This is a genomic window from Lewinella sp. LCG006 (assembly GCF_040784935.1).
Taxonomy (GTDB): domain Bacteria; phylum Bacteroidota; class Bacteroidia; order Chitinophagales; family Saprospiraceae; genus Lewinella.
The window spans coordinates 5,828,759-5,845,604 of the sequence record NZ_CP160680.1; the positions used below are offsets into that span (position 1 = coordinate 5,828,759).

General features: G+C 45.9%; 15 protein-coding genes. 14 read left to right on the plus strand and 1 reads right to left on the minus strand.

Annotated elements, in window-relative coordinates:
* Nucleotides 1–9: 9 nt before the first annotated feature.
* The 14 genes from AB0L18_RS21020 (at nt 10) to AB0L18_RS21085 (ending at nt 16,289) form a co-directional block, all read left to right on the plus strand.
* A complete protein-coding gene (locus tag AB0L18_RS21020) occupies nt 10–3,264 on the plus strand; it encodes a TAT-variant-translocated molybdopterin oxidoreductase (protein ID WP_367389292.1) in 3,255 nt (1,084 codons plus the stop codon).
* A gap of 88 nt (nt 3,265–3,352) precedes the next feature.
* Nucleotides 3,353–4,756 carry an NrfD/PsrC family molybdoenzyme membrane anchor subunit gene (gene nrfD, locus AB0L18_RS21025; protein WP_367389293.1) on the plus strand — a complete coding sequence of 468 codons (1,404 nt, stop codon included), beginning with the start codon at nt 3,353–3,355 and terminating at the stop codon, nt 4,754–4,756.
* A 37-nt stretch (nt 4,757–4,793) separates the two neighbouring features.
* On the plus strand, nt 4,794–5,324 hold the full coding sequence (locus AB0L18_RS21030; RefSeq protein WP_367389294.1) for a DUF3341 domain-containing protein: 531 nt from the start codon (nt 4,794–4,796) through the stop codon (nt 5,322–5,324).
* Between the two features lie 29 nt (nt 5,325–5,353).
* A complete protein-coding gene (locus tag AB0L18_RS21035; protein ID WP_367389295.1) occupies nt 5,354–6,220 on the plus strand; it encodes a cytochrome c in 867 nt (288 codons plus the stop codon).
* A 63-nt stretch (nt 6,221–6,283) separates the two neighbouring features.
* Nucleotides 6,284–7,675, plus strand: coding sequence for a hypothetical protein (locus AB0L18_RS21040; protein WP_367389296.1), 1,392 nt, complete (start codon nt 6,284–6,286; stop codon nt 7,673–7,675).
* A gap of 113 nt (nt 7,676–7,788) precedes the next feature.
* Nucleotides 7,789–9,345, plus strand: coding sequence for an OmpA family protein (locus tag AB0L18_RS21045; RefSeq protein WP_367389297.1), 1,557 nt, complete (start codon nt 7,789–7,791; stop codon nt 9,343–9,345).
* Nucleotides 9,346–9,393: 48 nt separating this feature from the next.
* Complete coding sequence (locus AB0L18_RS21050) at nt 9,394–11,247, plus strand: cbb3-type cytochrome c oxidase subunit I (protein ID WP_367389298.1); 1,854 nt, start codon at nt 9,394–9,396, stop codon at nt 11,245–11,247.
* 6 nt (nt 11,248–11,253) lie between these two features.
* The gene (gene cyoE, locus AB0L18_RS21055) at nt 11,254–12,201 is read left to right on the plus strand and encodes a heme o synthase (RefSeq protein ID WP_367389299.1); all 948 of its coding nucleotides are present in this window, start codon (nt 11,254–11,256) and stop codon (nt 12,199–12,201) included.
* A gap of 5 nt (nt 12,202–12,206) precedes the next feature.
* Nucleotides 12,207–12,794, plus strand: a complete 588-nt coding sequence (locus AB0L18_RS21060) for a heme-copper oxidase subunit III (RefSeq protein ID WP_367389300.1) — start codon at nt 12,207–12,209, stop codon at nt 12,792–12,794.
* Nucleotides 12,795–12,937: 143 nt separating this feature from the next.
* Nucleotides 12,938–13,918 (plus strand): cytochrome c oxidase subunit 3, encoded by a 981-nt coding sequence (locus AB0L18_RS21065; RefSeq protein WP_367389301.1) that lies wholly within the window; start codon nt 12,938–12,940, stop codon nt 13,916–13,918.
* 72 nt (nt 13,919–13,990) lie between these two features.
* The gene (locus AB0L18_RS21070; RefSeq protein ID WP_367389302.1) at nt 13,991–14,416 is read left to right on the plus strand and encodes a cytochrome C oxidase subunit IV family protein; all 426 of its coding nucleotides are present in this window, start codon (nt 13,991–13,993) and stop codon (nt 14,414–14,416) included.
* A gap of 180 nt (nt 14,417–14,596) precedes the next feature.
* A complete protein-coding gene (locus tag AB0L18_RS21075) occupies nt 14,597–15,256 on the plus strand; it encodes a hypothetical protein (protein ID WP_367389303.1) in 660 nt (219 codons plus the stop codon).
* Nucleotides 15,257–15,432: 176 nt separating this feature from the next.
* Nucleotides 15,433–16,011 carry a DUF420 domain-containing protein gene (locus AB0L18_RS21080; protein WP_367389304.1) on the plus strand — a complete coding sequence of 193 codons (579 nt, stop codon included), beginning with the start codon at nt 15,433–15,435 and terminating at the stop codon, nt 16,009–16,011.
* Between the two features lie 20 nt (nt 16,012–16,031).
* Nucleotides 16,032–16,289 carry a hypothetical protein gene (locus AB0L18_RS21085; RefSeq protein ID WP_367389305.1) on the plus strand — a complete coding sequence of 86 codons (258 nt, stop codon included), beginning with the start codon at nt 16,032–16,034 and terminating at the stop codon, nt 16,287–16,289.
* 9 nt (nt 16,290–16,298) lie between these two features.
* Here AB0L18_RS21085 and AB0L18_RS21090 read toward each other — a convergent pair whose 3' ends face one another.
* Nucleotides 16,299–16,715, minus strand: a complete 417-nt coding sequence (locus AB0L18_RS21090; RefSeq protein ID WP_367389306.1) for a DUF423 domain-containing protein — start codon at nt 16,713–16,715, stop codon at nt 16,299–16,301.
* Between the last annotated feature and the right edge of the window lie 131 nt (nt 16,716–16,846).

Genomic DNA, 16,846 nt, shown 5'->3' on the forward strand with positions numbered 1-16,846 from the left:
ATCAGCATAATGAAGAACCATAAGAATAACGTCTGGATAGGTACAGAACAACTCAATAACAATCAGGAGTTGGCCCAGTCGGAAAAGTCTGAATTTGCAGAGTTGGCAGCGGAAGGTGGTGTAGAAACCCGCCTTGAATCAAACCGCCGTGACTTTTTGAAATACCTAGGTTTTGGTATTGGTGCTGCGACCATCGCAGCGTGTGACATTCCTGTACGCAAGGCGATCCCTTACGTAATCAAGCCGGACAGCATCGTTCCGGGTGTTGCTACTTACTACGCTTCTTCTTTCGTTCAGGGTGGCGATTACTGTCCTATTCTGGTGAAAACCCGCGAAGGGCGTCCAATCAAAATCGAAGGAAACTCACTATCTCCAATTACTTACGGAGGTACCAGTGCTCGTGCACAGGCCAGTGTTTTGGGCTTGTACGATACCAGTCGCTTTGATGCTCCCCGTGCAGTAGCTGATGGGAAGTTTTCTGACGCGATGAGCTGGGAAGATTTCGATAAAACCATTTCCGGCAAGTTGAAGCCAGGTTCTCGGGTCCGCATCGTGGCGAATACCATCCTCAGTCCTACCACCAAGCAGGCGATTGCAGACTTCACCGCTACTTATCCTAATACGGAGGTAGTGATGTACGATCCGGTTTCTTCTTCCGCTTTGTTGCAAGCCAACGAAGCATGTTTTGGTACACGTGCTATCCCTGAGTACAATTTCGACAAGGCCGATGTAATCGTTGCTGTTGATTGTGACTTCCTGGGCAGTTGGGTTTCACCCATCGAGTTTGCACGTCAATATGCTGTAGGTCGTAAGGTAAATGCGAAGAACCCTAAGATGTCTCGCCACATTCAGGTAGAAAGCTACATGAGCCTTTCTGGTTCAAACGCTGACAACCGTGTACCGGTGAAGCCTTCTGAAATTGGTGCTGCCATTGTTGCTTTGTACAATGAAGTGGCCAAAGGAACCGGCAGCAGTGCAGTTAGTGGTCCAAAACTTCCTGCTGACAAGCAGAAAAAGATGGTAGCTATCGCCAAAGAATTGTTGGCTGCACGTGGCAAGAGTGTCGTGGTTTCTGCATCCAACAACATGGGTGAGCAAGTACTTGTAAATAGCATCAACCAGATGTTGGGCAATTACGGTGCAACCATGAACTTCACCAGCTCACTGATGACCCGCCAAGGGGATGATCGTGCAGCAATGAAGTTGGTAAAAGATATGCAGAGTGGTAGCGTAGACGCACTGATCGTGCTCGACGATGCCAACCCTGTCTACAACTTCCCGGGAGCAGCTGCTTTCCGTGCCGCTTTAGGCAAAGTGAAGCTGAAGATCAGCACCAGTGGCACACCAAACGAAACAAATGTGCTGTGTGATTACGTAGCACCTACTCACCATTTTCTTGAAAGCTGGGGCGATGCCGAGCCAAAGAGTGGTGTATACTCACTGATTCAGCCAACCATCTCACCGATCTTCGCTTCTGTAGGTCGTGCTGGTACGCGTGCTGGAGAAGAAAGCTTACTCCGTTGGGCCAACAGCCCGGCTTTGGATACCACTGCCGAGCAGCCTTACCTCGAGTACTTGAAGAAAAACTGGGAAAACACAGTTTTCCAATCACAATCACGTTACCTCACTTTCCAGACTTTCTGGGATGCAGTCCTTCACGACGGGGTAATTGATTTACCAGTTGAAGCAGAAGCTCCAATCACCTTCGCAGGTGATGTGAATGCTGCTGCTGCCAAAGTGCGCAAGCCTGCTAACACTGAACTGGAAGTGACTTTCTACGAAACAGTCAACATGGGTGGTGGTGAATACGCCAACAACCCTTGGTTGCAGGAAATGCCTGATCCCGTTACACGTTGTGTTTGGGGCAATTACCTCGCAATTCCCGTTACTTGGGACGGAGGTAACTCTTGGTCAGCGATGAATGGCCTCAACGAGTGGGAATTCAAAGGCAAAGCCGATCAGGTTATGCTGGGTGTTGACGGTGCTGAAATGAAGGCAACTTGTGTGCGCCAGTTTGGTCAGCCAGCTGGAACAACAGCCATCGCTCTTGGTTACGGTCGTACCGTAACCGGTATGGTAGGACGTGCTTTGGGTAACGAAGTAGGTACCAACGTTTTCGAGTGCCTGAAGTCTGATAGCGACGGCAACGTTCAATATTATTCTACTGCGGCCTCTATTTCTGGTGTTGTAGAAGTAGAAGACGAATTCGCTTGTGTACAGTACCACCATACGATGGGGGTAACTGCTCGTGAAAATGGCGAAATTGTTAAAGACGAAGAGACAGGCAAGCCACTAAACGTGGATGAAAAGACCTTGATGACCTTAGGTGCCGGTTTCCAGGGAGGCCTCACTAAGCGTTCCATTATCTATCAAGGTAAACTGGACGAACTATCTGAATTAGAGGAGCATATTGCAGAACGTCGGGCAGAAGCCAAGCACCTGAACGACCAGACGCTTTATCCTTTCGAAGAATACAGTGAAAAGCTTTACAGCCAGGGCCACCACTGGGCCATGCACGTTGACCTCAACGCTTGTATTGGTTGTGGTGCTTGTCAGGTTGCTTGTGTTGCGGAAAACAACGTTCCAGTTGTAGGTAAGCACGAAGTACACCGCCATCACGAAATGACCTGGTTGCGTATCGACCGTTACTACTACGGCGATTACGAAAACCCTAAGGCGGTTTACCAGCCGATGATGTGTCAGCACTGTGACAACGCTCCTTGTGAGAACGTTTGTCCGGTAGCTGCTACCAACCACAGTTCGGAAGGATTGAACCAGATGACCTATAACCGTTGTATCGGTACGCGTTACTGTGCCAACAACTGTCCTTTCAAGGTGCGTCGTTTCAACTGGTTGGATTACACTACGGCTGATTTGTTTGCAGCCAACGAACCTACCGTAAGTGGAGAGGATTTACCTTATGGTGCAGACAACCTCACGCGGATGGTCTTGAACCCAGACGTTACCGTTCGTTCACGCGGTGTGATCGAGAAGTGTAGCTTCTGTGTACAGCGCATCCAGGAAGGTAAATTATCTGCCAAGCGCGAAACTCGCCGCCTGGTTGATAATGATGTACGCACGGCTTGCCAGACGGCTTGTCCTACGGGAGCTATCGTTTTCGGTGATCGTAACAATCCGGAAGGAGACGTTGCAGAGCGCATCGAGAACCCATTGAATTACCTGGTACTGGAGGAAATCAACGTCCAGCCAAGTGTATTCTACGCTGCTCGCGTAAACAATAGTAAAGAAGAATTAGAAGCATAAATCTAAATTTTGAGTCCTTGGCTGGATTTTCCTACAGTCTGATCTTAGGAAAATCCAGTCGCTCAAAAACGAGTCAATAAAAATTGATATGAGCGCAGTTGTATCTCACATTCGGGAGCCTTTAGTAAATGGTGGTAAAACCTATCATCAGATTACGGAGGATCTCTGCTCACCGACCGAGCGTACCCCAACGGCAGCGTGGGTGATCGCATTTTTGGTTGCAGTGACGGGGTTGGCCCTTTACGTTTTCTGTGTAGCCTGGACGATCTGGGAAGGTATTGGTTCTTGGGACCTTAACCGTACCATCGGCTGGAGTTGGGATATTACCAACTTCGTTTGGTGGGTAGGTATTGGTCACGCCGGTACCTTGATTTCCGCAATCCTTTTGCTTTTCCGTCAGCGTTGGCGGACAGGGGTAAACCGGGCAGCGGAAGCCATGACCATCTTTGCGGTAATCTGTGCGGGCCAGTTCCCGCTGATCCACATGGGGCGTCTTTGGCTGGCCATCTTTATTTTCCCTTACCCTAATACCAGAGGTCCATTGTGGGTGAACTTTAACTCTCCACTGTTGTGGGACGTTTTTGCGATCTCCACTTACTTCACGGTGTCGCTATTGTTCTGGTATACTGGTTTGGTGCCTGACTTTGCTACCGTTCGTGACCGTGCTAAGGGGCTGCGCCGCAAGATTTATAATGGTCTGTCTTTTGGATGGACAGGTTCTGCCAAGCACTGGCAGCGGTGGGAGAGTCTTTCTCTCGTACTTGCTGGTTTGGCTACACCGCTGGTACTTTCGGTACACACGATTGTATCTTTTGACTTCGCTACTTCAGTTATCCCTGGTTGGCACACCACGATTTTCCCTCCTTACTTCGTAGCAGGAGCGATCTTCTCTGGTTTCGCCATGGTATTGACGCTGATGATTATGACGCGGAAAGTACTGAAGCTGGAAGACTACATTACGATCGGTCATATCGAAAGTATGAACAAGGTAATCCTGTTGACAGGAACGATCGTAGGGGTAGCTTACCTGACGGAGCTTTTCATCGCCTGGTACTCAGGTTACATCTACGAGCAATTCGCCTTTTATAATCGTGTACTCGGACCTTACTGGTGGTCGTACGTTGGTATGATGTCTTGTAACGTGTTGTCTCCACAGTTGTTCTGGAGCAAGAAGATGCGTCGGAGTATCTTCGTTACTTTCTTCATGTCGATCTTTATCAATATCGGTATGTGGTTTGAGCGCTTTGTAATTATTGCTACCACCCTGGCGCGTGACTACTTGCCTTCGAGCTGGAGTTACTACGTACCTACTTGGGTAGAGATTGGTTTATTCATTGGTTCATTAGGACTCTTCTTTACGCTCTACCTCCTTTTTGTAAGGGTAGCACCAGTAGTTGCTGTAGCGGAAATCAAGAGTATCCTCAAAGTGGCTGGTGATCAATACGCTGGAGAGAATGCTAAAAAAGCAAACGCTCACGCTGACCACCACTAGAACTTGAAAAATTATTAACGAGCATAATTAGCTTATCATGAGCGCGACACATAAAGAAGTTTTGTTTGGTCTTTACGATGATGAGGAAATACTCCTCAAAGCCGTTAAGCAAGCCAATGAGGATCACCTGGATATCATGGACGTATATACGCCATTTCCAGTGCACGGTTTGGATCCATTATTGGGGTTGGCGGAAAGCCGGCTTCATATCGCCGGGTTCATCTACGGCGCTATTGGAACCCTCACGGCATTCTTATTCATGACCTGGGTATTTACCCGCGATTGGCCAATCATTTTTGGTGGTAAGCCGTACTGGTCCGTACCTGCATTCATTCCGATTACCTTTGAGTTGACCGTACTTTTCGCCTCTATCGGAATGGTAGTAAGCTTCTATACGGTTTGTGGAATGGCACCAGGGAAAACCATCCCTACGCTGGATGACCGGATCACGGATGATAAGTTTTGCATTGCCTTTGAAACCAACGGTGCATCGGAGTCTCAACTCGACAAACTGCGCAGTTTCTTTTCTACTTCGGGTGCTTCTGAAGTGAACACAAAGGTGATATAATCATTAACCACGCTAGCAAGAAATTTCTGATGAATAATATTAAGCTGATCATCATTGCCTTTTCTGTATCCTTGCTGATGTACGCCTGTACACCTGCGGATGCAGAGTTCACGGGTTCTGAGTATATGCCAGATATGGCACACTCTTTAGCTTTGGAGGCAAATACGTCTAATTACTACTACTACAATACCTTCGACAAGGAGAGTACGATCCAACTCAACGACTTGTTGAAGCGTCCAGATCTTCCTGTAGCGGGTACGATTCCTCGCGGTTACGCAGGTCAATTCCTACACAGCAATGCTGGTATGGAAGAAGCAAGAGTAACCGATATTAATGTTCCTACAAACGGTTCTGTACCTTACTACTATGTTGATACAGAAGAATCGCGGGCACAGGCTATGGCAGAAATCATTGAAAATCCTTTTCCTATTACTGCTGATGGTTTGGCACGGGGGAAAGAGCTTTACAATGTTTTCTGTGGAATTTGCCACGGTGAGAAAGCAAACGGTTTAGGTTATCTTTATGATGCTGACCAAAACCCCAACGCTAAATACCTGGCAGCACCTGCCAACCTTATCAACGAGGAGTTTACAGCTGCCAGTAATGGCCGTTTCTACCACGCGATTATGTACGGTAAAAACGTAATGGGAGCTTATAAAGACAAAATCAGCTACGAAGAACGCTGGCAGGTAATTCACTACATTCGTTCTTTACAGGCGAAAGAAGCGGGAGCTACCTACAGTGAAGAAGAAAATACGTTTAATGCTGTATTTGGCACTCCTGGAGCCTCTATTACTCCCTACACCCACCAGTCAGCAATGATGATGGAGCACGGAGAGGAGCACACCGACGAAGCTACCCCGGTAGAAGGAGAGCACAATACCGATCAGCACTAAGCAAAGTGTCCTAAAGGACGAGACAGATAAGTAAAAAATTCGCAGACGCACAAATAATACGCGATGAACCAATTTACGTTTGAGGCCAAACATAAGACCGTACTAGGAGCATTTATGGCACTGGGTGCAATTTGCTTGGCCTTAACCGCCTTGGGAGACGATAGTTTTCTCACCCGGACCTGGTCTAACTATTTGCACAATACCGTTTTCTTCTTGGGAATCGGCTTTGTGTCCATTTTTGTACTGACAGCTTTCACCACAGCTTATGCTGGTTGGCACCTGATGATTCAGCGGGTTTGGGAGGCTTTCTCCGTATTCCTGGTACCCGCCCTGGTCTTGATGTTGATCATGGTGGTAGCCGTTGTATTCGACATCAACCACATCTACCATTGGGCAGATGATGCTTCGGTGGCTGCTGATCCTATTTTGCAAGGAAAGAGTCCTTTCCTAAACAATACCTGGTACAGCTTGGGCACCTTACTCGTTGTGGGTACTTGGGCTTATTTTGCCTACCGCTACCGTACCTTGTCCAAAGAAGAGGATGAAGTAGGTACGGAGGAATACCTTCAGTACAAAAAAATCAAAAAAATCTCTGCTATCTTCTTGCCTATCGCTGGTTTTACCAGTGCTGCAATGATCTGGCAGTGGGTGATGAGTGTAGATGCTCACTGGTACAGCACCCTGTATGCCTGGTATGCAACTGTATCTCTATTCGTTGCGGCTATGGCACTCACCATCATGCTGTTGATCTGGTTGAAGTCCAGAGGATATTATGAGAATGTGACCAATGAGCACTTCCACGACTTGGGTAAGTACCTGTTTGCGTTTAGTGTTTTCTGGACCTATATGTGGTTCAGCCAGTACATGCTGATCTGGTACGCTAACAACGGTGAAGAAACCACTTACTTCCTGACGCGGATGCACGAATATCCTGTGTTGTACTGGGGTAATTTGGTGTTGAACTTTGTACTTCCTTTCTTGATTCTGATGCGCAATGACACCAAGCGTAAGTTTGGTACACTGTTTTTCGTATCTTTCATTGTATTCTTCGGTCACTGGTACGACTATTTCCAAATGATCAAGCCAGGGGTCGCGCACACCGCTCATGAAATTCACGAGATGCACCCAAGCGGAGGTGATGATCACCACGATGCTACTACTTTAAGTATGAGTGACGATCATGCTGCTGCTGCTGGCCACGAAGCGGAGCACGCTGAGGGCGACCACAGTGCTGCTGGACACGGTGATGGACATGCTGTTGAAGCATATGGAGATGAAGGGCACGGACATAGCTCTTTCCAAATGGGAATGACTTTCCCTGGCTTGTTGGAAATTGGAACAATGTTAGGTTTCTTGGCATTCTTCCTGTTTATCGTTCTAAACCGCTTGTCTAAAGCGAAGTTAGTTCCAGAGAACCACCCATTTGTTCACGAAAGCGAGCACCACCACACGTAGGCTTATTTAGAATGAGTCTAAACAAGGAGTTCTGGTGAGCAATTTCTAGAAGTCTTTGTTTTACCTGCGTAAATTGTGGAACAAATTTTGACTTTTTAAAATAATCATAGCAAATGACTGCTTTATTAGCCACATTGTGTATCATCTTGATTGCGGTAGTCGCAGTGCAGATCGGTAAGGTTACCGAGCTGGCTTCTAAAATCCGTGGTGAAGAAGATAGTCAGGAAAGAAGTAATCGTACAACTAGTCGATGGCTGTTGATCTTCATGATTCTCTTCCTGGTATTCTGCGTTGTTTCGGCTTATTATTACAAGAACTATATGTTGGGTTACGGCCCACACGAGGCTGCTTCTGCCCACGGTAAGAGCTTGGATAAGATGTTCAATATCACTGTTATTGTTACAGGTATTGTATTTTTCATCACCCAGATCGCCTTGTTTTGGTTCGCGTACAAGTACCGTCATCGCAAAGGAGGAAAGGCTATCTTTTTACCTCACAACAATACGGTAGAAGTTGTCTGGACAGTTATTCCAGCGGTAGTAATGACCTTTTTGGTTGTTGGCGGTTTGGATGCCTGGAACGACGTAATGGCCGATGTCGGTACCGATGAAGACGTTATTGAGATCGAAGCGATGGGCTACCAGTTCGCTTGGCAGTTGCGTTACCCTGGTCCTGATGGGAAGTTGGGATCACGTGATTTCCGTTTAACCTCTGGTACCAACCCTGTTGGTCAGGATTGGACAGACGAATCCAACCTCGATGATTTTCATCCTGGTGAGATCGTACTTCCTGTTGGCAAAAAAGTACGTGTACGTATTTTGGCACGTGATGTATTGCACGATTTTTACCTGCCTCAGTTTCGGGTAAAAATGGATGCTGTTCCAGGAATGCCCACTTACTTCGTGTTTACACCGGAGAAAACAACGGAAGAATACCGCCAAAGTCTACGTCAGTACGCTGAGTATCAGGTGCCCGATCCTGATGATCCAGAAAAGCAACTTTGGGAAAACTTCAACTACGAATTGGCTTGTGCCGAGCTTTGCGGTACTGGTCATTGGAGCATGCGTCGCTTGGTTCGTATTGTTTCTGAAGATGAATACAAAGATTGGTTGGATCAGCAGCAGTCGTACTACATGACGGCGATCCACCAGACAGAGGACGATCCCTGGCCGATAGATGGCAAATTACCCTCTATTGTATCACAGAGCCGTAAGCAAGAGTTTACGACGCTACTTGATGGGGCTTTAAATGCTGCAACCCAAGAAGATCGTACTTTCGTACTTAAGTACGTTACTTTTGAGACTGGATCTGCAGCACTTACTGCCATGTCAAAGGCTTATGAGTTGGCCAATGTAATCGAGGCGATGAAGGAAAATACTGCACTAGTTATTGGACTTGGTGGTCACACCGACAATACGGGCGATGCGGAAGCGAATATGGCGCTTTCTCAGCAGCGTGCAGATGCAGTGAAAAATTATCTGGTAGAGAATGGCATTGACGCAGGTCGTCTGGTAGCTACAGGTTACGGACAAAATGCGCCCATTGCAGATAATAGCACTGAAAAAGGGCGTGAGCAAAACCGTAGAACAGCATTTACTGTTCTAGCGGGTGGTCAAGCGGTTACCGCTGTTGCCCCGGCAGCAGAGGAAACCGCTCCGGCTGGTGAGTAATATTGCATTAGGACAAACTTTTGAAACAGACAAAAAATTAAATAGCGAATGGCAACCGCAGTAATTCAACCGAATACGGTAGAAGAAAAGCTGATCGAAGAGCTTGGTTATGAGGATCATTTTCATGACCATCACCACGGCGATAAGTATCAGTCAAGCTTTATCACTACCTATATTTTTAGTCAAGATCACAAGATCATTGCGAAGCAGTTCCTGATTACCGGGATGTTTTGGGCCGTGATTGGTGGTTTGATGTCATTGGTGTTTCGCCTCCAGCTTGGTTTCCCCGAGGAAAGCCTTGCTTGGTTGAAGCCCGTGTTAGGCAAGTGGATTGAGATCAACAGCGAAGGTATGGGGGCTTTGTCCCAGGAATTTTACTATGCATTGGTGACGATGCACGGTACGATTCTGGTCTTCTTCGTATTGACCGCTGGATTAAGTGGTACATTTAGTAACCTACTTATTCCATTGATGGTCGGTGCCCGTGATATGGCATCTCCATTATTGAACATGATGTCTTACTGGTTTTTCTTTTTAGCCGGTTTGGTAATGTTCTTTTCCTTATTCCTGAGTACTGGCCCATTTTCAGGAGGCTGGACAGCCTATCCTCCACTGAGCATTTTGCCAGAAGCTTCAGGTGGTTCTGGTGCAGGTATGACGATGTGGACCTTGAGTCTGGTACTCTTTGTAGTGTCTGTATTGTTAGGTGGTATCAACTACATCACCACGGTGCTTAACCTTCGCACCAAAGGAATGACCATGTGGCGTATGCCGTTGCCGATTTGGGCATTCTTCATCACTGCAATCATTGGACTTTTGTCTTTCCCGGTATTGGCTTCTGCGTTCTTCCTGGTCATGTGTGACCGTGAATTGGGTACGAGCTTTTACCTAAGTGAAATCTTCATTGGAGGTCAGGCACTTGACCACGTAGGAGGTAGCCCGGTACTTTACCAGCATTTGTTCTGGTTCTTGGGTCACCCTGAGGTATATATCATTATCCTTCCTGCGATGGGTATTGTTTCTGAAGTACTTTCGGTGAATGCACGTAAGCCAATCTTTGGTTACAAAGCGATGGTTTATTCCATTCTTGCGATTGCATTCCTTTCGTTTATCGTATGGGCGCACCACATGTTTATGTCAGGTGTTAATCCATTTATCTCGAACTTCTTCGTCATCTTCACACTGATTATTGCAGTACCATCTGCGGTAAAGGTGTTCAACTGGATTGCGACTTTATACGGTGGTAACATCCGCTTTAATCCAGCGATGTTGTTTGCCATCGGTTTCGTGTCAATGTTTATTTCAGGTGGATTGACCGGTATTTTCCTTGGTAATTCCGCCATTGATATTCAGATGCACGATACCTACTTCGTAGTAGCTCACTTCCACATTGTGATGGGGGTTGCGGCCTTCTTTGGGATGTATGCTGGTGTTTATCACTGGTTCCCTAAGTTATATGGCCGATTTATGAACGATACGCTGGGTAAAATTCACTTTTGGGGTACCATGGTTGGAGCTTATGCCATCTTCTGGCCTATGCACTACATTGGTATGGCTGGTGTACCACGCCGTTACTATTCCTTTGATATTTTCCAGACGTTCAGCCACTTTGCTGAGATGAATAAATTCATCACGGTAGCTGCAATTTTAGTATTTGCTTTCCAGGTACTGTTTATCATCAACTTCTTCTACAGCATTTGGCGTGGTAAGAAAATGACGACACAGAATCCTTATGGTGCTACTACCCTTGAGTGGACTACTCCGATCAAAACCGGACACGGCAACTGGCCAGGAAAAATTCCTGCTGTTCAGCGTTGGCCATATGACTATGGTAAGGACGGTCAGGATTTCATCCCTCAGATTATGCCCCTAAAAGAAGGTGAGCACGACGGTGGTCATTAAGAATAAATGAAGCATTCAATTTCTAAGCATAAAGAAACAGTTCTGGATCCGATAACTGATAGCGCAACAATTGATAAGCCATTCGCTGCGCTGCGACTTCGGATCCAGGATTTGCTTCTGCTGGTGAAATTCCGGCTATCAGCAACGGTTGTTTTCTCTTCAGTAATCGCTTATTTGATTGCTGCTACAGGCACCATTAGTTTTACCTCCTTAGCAATTTTAGCGGCGGGAGGATTCTTGACTACTGGAGCTGCAAATACCCTTAATCAGGTATTGGAAAAAGATTACGACCGATTGATGAAACGTACTGCAAACCGCCCTTTGGCGGCTGGGAGAATGAAAACTTCTGAAGCAGTATTGGCAGCAGGATTTATGAGTCTTTTTGGCATTAGCTTATTGGCCTTGTTCAATCCTTGGACTGCTTTTTTTGGAACTTTTGCATTAGTAAGTTACGCTTTCGTCTACACACCAATGAAGCGCGTTTCCCCGGGAGCTGTGTTAATTGGTGCGGTGCCTGGTGCGCTTCCTACCCTCATAGGGTGTGTAGCTGCTCAGGGAGAGTTGACCTGGTTAGGGCTAACCCTCTTCGCTATCCAGTTTTGTTGGCAATTTCCCCACTTTTGGTCGATTGCTTTCCTAGGTTACGAAGACTACTCCAAGGCAGGTTACCAACTCGTTCCAGAAGTGGAAGGAGAAATCGACTTGAAAAAACTAGGCCAACAGGCTTTAGTATACGCATTGGTACTGGTACCGCTTGGTTTACTTCCTGCTTACTTTGGGTACACCGGATGGTGGTCGGGAGGTATTGTTGCCTTTTTAGGCGTATGCTACAGTTATTTTGCTTGGCGTTTCTTGCTACAACCAGAACGAAAAACCGCTTTGCAGCTAATGTTCTTTTCCTTTGGCTATATCCCGCTATCGCTTTTGCTTTTTTGGGGGGATAAAATGATTTAAAAGAAATGACAGATTCTATCATGGCGCAGCAAACCGGCAGTAGTAGAAATAAAATTCACCCCAAGAAATTTGCACTTTGGGTGGCTTGTGCGAGTATGTCGATGCTATTTGCGGCACTTACCAGTGCTTACATGGTGCGACAGGCTGCTGGAAATTGGTTAGAATTTCCGTTGCCAAATATTTTTTTCGTGAATACACTGGTGATTTTGGTTAGCAGTGTAACTTTGCACGGATCTTATCTCGCGTTCAAAAGTGAACGGGAGAACTTATACAAAGGATTATTAGTCGTTAGCATGCTTTTAGGCCTCACCTTCGTAGCACTACAGTACCAAGGTTGGGAAGCACTGGCAGCAATGGGTATTCCTTTGAAATTGAATCCTAGCGGTGATTTTGTCTATGCTCTTTCGTGGATCCATTTGGCTCACGTTTTGGGCGGACTCGCTGCTTTGATGATTGCGCTCATTATCGCTTTTTCCCGCAAGTTCAAACTGACACCTGCGCGGAAACTAAGATTTGAGCTCACTCTAACTTACTGGCATTTTGTGGGAGGCGTATGGCTGTACCTTGTCGTATTCATGGCATTTCAGCGATAAACCCAGGAAAGCTGGTATTTGAAAAAGACAAAACGAAAAGCATAACTGGTCGGGTAAAAGACCTTGATGCTTTGTCGCTATGAGCTTGTCCCTCCACTGAGGGCAACTCGATATTAAATGTTAGACAAAACAAAAGCTGCACGATGGCAGAACATGACACTACTGTAATGGAACACGATGTCCACCATGATCAAGGAGGATCTTGGGATGGCGGTACAGCACCGTTTCAGGCGAGTTACGGCAAGTTGATGATGTGGTATTTCCTACTCTCAGATGCTTTTACCTTTTCTGGCTTTTTGATTGCTTACGGCTCATTGCGCTTTAGCAGTCCAACCTGGCCCGTACCAGATTTTGTGTTTTCAACGGCACCTTTTGGTCTGCACGGGGCTCCTTTGATTTTCGTAACCTTCATGTCATTCTTGCTGATCATCAGCTCTGTGACGATGGTGCGCGCGGTACAGGAAGGACATCGCGAAAACAAGCGCGGAGTAGTCTTCTGGATGCTTTTAACGGTACTGGGCGGAGCAGGTTTCTTGGGTTGTCAGGCTTGGGAATGGAACAACCTGATCGGTACAGAGCACATGTCTGTCACCCGCAACCCTTTCGGTACGCACACGGAAGAGGGCGTTTATCTGGGGGTTGATGGCAAACCAGGTGAAGAAGAAGTAGCCGCAGGACAAACCTTTTTGCTACACATGGCCGACCTTGATCCTTCTTTGTCCGACGAAGCTGTTATTGCTTCTTTTTCTGGACACGGTGAAGAAGAAGGACATGCTAGCCACGCGGTGAATGCTTACGACAAGGATTATGGTTTCATGTATGTTGATGAAGCTGGATTTATCCACCGTAAATATGTGGTTACCGAAGGAGAAAATCCTGGTGAGATCATGATGGAAGATTATGGCCCCAAAGCCTTTGGTGCTTTATTCTTCGGAATTACGGGTTTCCACGGTTTCCACGTACTATCAGGTGTCGTTTTCCTTTTGATCATTTTGATCAATGCAGGAAGTGGCGTTTATGCTGCTCGTAAGAACGGCTATGAGATGGTAGAAAAAATCGGTTTGTACTGGCACTTTGTAGATTTGGTCTGGGTGTTTGTATTCCTGGTGTTTTACCTCCTTTAATAAATTTGCTAAATTTCAACCTAGGAGTCATCTCCTCTAGTTGATTACGATAATATTTCAATTCTATCCGAAATGGCTGGACATAAAACATACGAAGAATCGATCAGAGATGTATACAAAGGCTTAGCGTTGCTAGGTGCTGTAACTTTGGTTGAGGTATTCATCTCTTTGCTAGGCAAGGGGCACATTGGTATCGATGTAAGTGAGTACAAAGTTGTATTAGGCATCGTTGCGCTTGCTCTGATTGGGCTTTCGCTTTACAAAGCGTATTTCATTATCTATGAGTTCATGCACATGCGTTATGAGGTGAAAGGCCTGGCCATGAGTGTACTACTCCCCACACTGTTATTGGTTTGGGCACTGATTGCTTTCTTCCAGGAAGGCAACAGTTGGAAAGAACGTCGCGAAGATGTGAAGAAGCGGGAACAGGTTGATCCTAACGCAACTCCTGCCCAGGAAAGCTTCCTCCTTTCTGAGGACACTTACCTGCTAAGCTAGCGTAAAAGAAATTATTGCTCATCCTTCCCAATGGATATTGCACTAGTCATCTCGTAGCTTCGAGATGACTAGTGTAGTTTTTAGACCATCCGAAAGGTATTGTCATATTTTGGTGAGGATGTGGGTTGGGCTAAACCTGATCGATAAGCAATTGTTCTATATTTTACAATAAAAGAGTTTATGACAAATCCACAAGAGCGTCCCAGTGTTTTTGGAAGGATCGCTTCCATTTTGGCGCTTACTTTTTTTCTGGTAGTCTTACCATTAGGGAGTTATATCTACCTAAAAAAAGGCTACGAGTACCAGAAAGAGGCCATGCAAGGCTTGCGTAAAGAGCAGCGCTTAACAGATATTACGGGCTTAAAACTATTGGATGGTCAGTTGCCAAGGATGGAAATTGGTGAAAGCTTCTATTTGCTCGGATTATTACCCGCCTCTGCTGATTCCGAGAAATATGCCAGCGTATTAAAAATGTTGCATCAGCAATTTGACATTCCTGAAAACCTCGAGTTATGGACGCTTTTTGAGCAAGGCGACAGCTCAACGGTAGTCGCTTTTCAGCGTAAATACAAGCTCCCAGTTGATACTGCACAGCTGCTGTACTGGGGGAGTAATCAAGCTCAATTTGATCAGTTTGTTGGGCAATTAGCCCTTGTACCGGAAGAAAAAGCAACGCTCAAAGATGGATTGATTGTGCTTTTGGATGATTCTCTTTATATAAGACAAGCTTATCCTTATCAAGACGAACAAATTTTGCAAAAATTGGTAGAGCGCACAGCGATATTACTACCAGAAAGAGATAAACCCAAACCTGAATTACGCCGCGAGGCAGAAATGTAAAGTGAGCGTATAAAAATAAGGTGATCCAATTTGGGTTTAGTAAAAAAAGATAAGCAACTGAGTGAAATGAAGCCTGCCTGCCTTGCAGCGAGCAGGCAGGTTGCGTTCTTTTTCTTACTAAGCCTTGAAACAAATTGGATCATCTTATTTTAGCTCGAATACAAAGATCAATCAAGATGACGGAAACACAACTTGCTACAGAGCGTAAGCTCAAAACCTTTACTTGGATTGTTACCTTCTTGGTACTCGTTCTTGTCGGTTTAATGAGAAGGGTGAAAGTACCTCTTCCTGAAGGCGTAGATTTCTCCTTTTTACCACCTTTTTATTCTTTACTGAATGGACTTGCTGCATTAACCTTGCTGGCATCCTTGTACTTTATAAAGAAGAAAAAGGTAGTGATCCATCGGAAACTAAATTTCCTGGCCCTGGGGCTTTCGGCTTTGTTTCTTTTGTGTTATGTCTTGTACCACTTTACTACCCCAGAAACGATTTTTGGGGATGCCGATGGTGACAAAGTACTAAGTGCGGTAGAAGCCGCTGCGGTAGCGGGGGTAAGACCTTATTACCTGGCGCTCCTTTTTAGCCATATTTTTCTGGCGGCCGTTAGCCTACCTTTTATTTTGTTAACTTTCATCAAAGCTTATACCGAGCAATTTGAGCAGCACAAAAAGTATGCCCGTTATGTCTGGCCGGTATGGTTTTATGTTTGCCTGACGGGGCCCATCTGTTATCTATTATTGAAGCCTTATTATTAATGAATGCTAAAGATTTAGCCATGAAGAATATCAATAAGATTTTACCTTTTTTATTACTAGTGATCGTTTTTTGCCTACCGTTATTAGTAGAAGCCCAGTGTCCGATGTGTCGTATGACGGCCGAGAGCAATCTGGCCAACGGCGGTCAGGAAGGCGAAGGCCTCAATAACGGTATTCTCTATATGCTGGCCACGCCTTATTTACTAATAGGTGTCATTGGCTACGTTTGGTGGCGGAACCGCAAGAAAGACAGCGAGACAGAATTGGAAGCGGAGTAATAAATATTGTTATTCCGAGCTCCCTTTCCGGTAACGCTTTTCGTTGTCCTGAAAAGTAGAAGCAGCCAGTACAAGCCATCCTGCTACGAAGAGCAAACCTCCAATAGGCGTGATTGGACCTAATATTCCCGTTGGTAAATCAACAATATCAGTAAAGGTGAGTAGATAGAGCGATCCCGAGAAGCAAGCAATACCTCCTAAAAACAACCAGCCAGCAATTGGCATAAGGCTGGTTTTTCTAAAATAAAGCAAGGTGCCGATGAGTAGCAAGGCAAAAGCATGATAAATCTGATACCGAGTGGCGGTCTCAAAAATTCCTAGTTTCTCCGGGCTGACGATTTCTTTCAAACCATGCGCACCAAAAGCCCCAAAAACAACTCCAAGTGCCATCAATACGGCACCAAGGCGTAGAAAATTCTTGCGCATTATGTATATTTTAATGCGTTAATAAATATATATGCACGGTTTTGAAGCTTATCTGCGAGGGAACTTTACGTGTTCTGCACAGACATTTAGGGGGAAGGGTACTGTAAATATCAATGGTCGACTACTAAGAC

Bases quoted from the DNA above. Each gene is read 5' to 3' on its own strand.
- AB0L18_RS21020 (WP_367389292.1), top strand. From the start codon at position 10: ATGAAGAACCATAAGAATAACGTCTGGATAGGTACAGAACAACTCAAT.
- AB0L18_RS21085 (WP_367389305.1), top strand. From the start codon at position 16,032: ATGAAGAATATCAATAAGATTTTACCTTTTTTATTACTAGTGATCGTT.
- AB0L18_RS21050 (WP_367389298.1), top strand. From the start codon at position 9,394: ATGGCAACCGCAGTAATTCAACCGAATACGGTAGAAGAAAAGCTGATC.
- AB0L18_RS21060 (WP_367389300.1), top strand. From the start codon at position 12,207: ATGACAGATTCTATCATGGCGCAGCAAACCGGCAGTAGTAGAAATAAA.
- AB0L18_RS21045 (WP_367389297.1), top strand. From the start codon at position 7,789: ATGACTGCTTTATTAGCCACATTGTGTATCATCTTGATTGCGGTAGTC.
- AB0L18_RS21035 (WP_367389295.1), top strand. From the start codon at position 5,354: ATGAATAATATTAAGCTGATCATCATTGCCTTTTCTGTATCCTTGCTG.
- AB0L18_RS21090 (WP_367389306.1), bottom strand. From the start codon at position 16,715: ATGCGCAAGAATTTTCTACGCCTTGGTGCCGTATTGATGGCACTTGGA.
- AB0L18_RS21080 (WP_367389304.1), top strand. From the start codon at position 15,433: ATGACGGAAACACAACTTGCTACAGAGCGTAAGCTCAAAACCTTTACT.
- AB0L18_RS21075 (WP_367389303.1), top strand. From the start codon at position 14,597: ATGACAAATCCACAAGAGCGTCCCAGTGTTTTTGGAAGGATCGCTTCC.
- AB0L18_RS21030 (WP_367389294.1), top strand. From the start codon at position 4,794: ATGAGCGCGACACATAAAGAAGTTTTGTTTGGTCTTTACGATGATGAG.
- nrfD (WP_367389293.1), top strand. From the start codon at position 3,353: ATGAGCGCAGTTGTATCTCACATTCGGGAGCCTTTAGTAAATGGTGGT.
- AB0L18_RS21040 (WP_367389296.1), top strand. From the start codon at position 6,284: ATGAACCAATTTACGTTTGAGGCCAAACATAAGACCGTACTAGGAGCA.
- cyoE (WP_367389299.1), top strand. From the start codon at position 11,254: ATGAAGCATTCAATTTCTAAGCATAAAGAAACAGTTCTGGATCCGATA.
- AB0L18_RS21065 (WP_367389301.1), top strand. From the start codon at position 12,938: ATGGCAGAACATGACACTACTGTAATGGAACACGATGTCCACCATGAT.
- AB0L18_RS21070 (WP_367389302.1), top strand. From the start codon at position 13,991: ATGGCTGGACATAAAACATACGAAGAATCGATCAGAGATGTATACAAA.